This is a genomic window from Actinomadura rubrisoli (assembly GCF_004349215.1).
Taxonomy (GTDB): domain Bacteria; phylum Actinomycetota; class Actinomycetes; order Streptosporangiales; family Streptosporangiaceae; genus Spirillospora; species Spirillospora rubrisoli.
This window is the reverse complement of the sequence record NZ_SMKU01000696.1, coordinates 1-1396: the sequence shown is the minus strand read 5'-3', so window position 1 is coordinate 1396 and position 1396 is coordinate 1. Positions and strand designations below refer to the sequence as shown.

The 1396-nt window shown below is 78.2% G+C and carries 1 protein-coding gene; it reads left to right on the top strand.

Annotated features, from left to right (window positions below):
• Nucleotides 1-198 precede the first annotated feature (198 nt).
• Nucleotides 199-1396, top strand: a 1198-nt coding sequence (locus E1298_RS46925; protein ID WP_131903801.1) for a sensor histidine kinase, incomplete at its 3' end; no start/stop codon positions are given.

Sequence of the window (1396 nt, the reverse complement as noted above, 5' to 3'; positions counted from 1 at the left end):
GAGACAGGGCGGGCAGGGCGGTGCGTACGGCTTCCACGGCGCGTCCCTTCTTCGGAGGGGAGGACGTGTCCACCTTCGGTTCGCGGCACGGCCCGGCGCCTCCGCCCGGGGGCCCGGCCGGCGGCCACCTGGCCGATCCGCCTCCTCCAGTCGGAGGACCCGCCGCGCGGGACGGCCTCTTACGATCGAGGCGTGCTGATGCGATGGATGGAGCGGGCCTTCGACAACCGCTCGGCCCCGGCGCGGCTGGCCGTCGTGGTGGCGCTGGGGCTCGGCGAGCTCGGGCTGCTGCACCCGCCCGGGGACGGCACCGACTGGGCGCTCGCGCTCGCCGGGTTCGCGATCTGCCTCGCGGGCTACCTGGTGCCGCCCGCCGCGGTGGCGGCGCCCGCGGCCCCCGTCGCCCTGGCGGCGCTGCTGGTCCTCGGCGACCGGGTCGGCGCGGACGCCGCGATCACCCTCAAGGCCATGACCGTGATCATGCTGTTCGAGCTGGCGCTGCGGGTCCACGGCCGCCGCGCGCCGGCCGTCCTCGGTACCGTCGCCGCCCTCGTCGCCGTGCTGGTGGGCGTGCACGCCGTGGGAATCGCGGCGGACGTGCCGCCGACCCTGTTCAAGTCGGGCGTCCTGATCGGGCTTCCCATGCTGCTCGGCGCCTACATCCGGCTCGCGCGGGAGAACGCGGCGCAGGCCCGCGCCCACGCGGCCGAGCAGGAGGGGCGGCGCCGGTCGCAGACCCTCGCGGCGCGGGCGGCCGAGCGCACCGCCATCGCCCGCGAGCTGCACGACCTCGTCGCGCACCACGTGTCGTCGATGGTGCTGCGGGTGGGCGTGGCCCGTCACGTCCTGCCGTCCGCCGATCCCCGGGTGGCGGAGGTGCTGGACGACCTGCACGCCTCGGGCGCGTCGGCGCTCGCCGACCTCCGCCGGCTCGTCGCGGTGCTGCGCGACCCGGACCTCGTCCAGGGCGAGCCCGGCGTGTCCCTGGTCGAGCGCGCCGGGCTGCTCGACGCGCTCGACGCGACGCTGGACCGCGGCCGGCGGGCGGGCGTGGCGGTCGCCGCCGACATCGACGCCGGCGTCGCCGGGCTGGACGCGGTGCGGCGGCTGACGGTGCTGCGGATCGTCCAGGAAGGGCTGGCGAACGTGGCCAAGCACGCGGGACCGGGCACGTCGGCGGCCCTGACGGTGCGGGTCGCCGGGCAGGCCGTCCGGCTGGAGATCGTGGACGACGGCGCGCCGCCGGCGGAGCCCGGACGGCCCGGGCACGGCCTCGCCGGGATGACCGAGCGCGTCGAGCTCCTCGGCGGCACCCTGGACGCCGGGCCCGTCGCGGGACACGCCGGGGGACGCGGCGGCTGGCGCCTGCTGGCCGAGCTCCCGGCATCGCCCGACC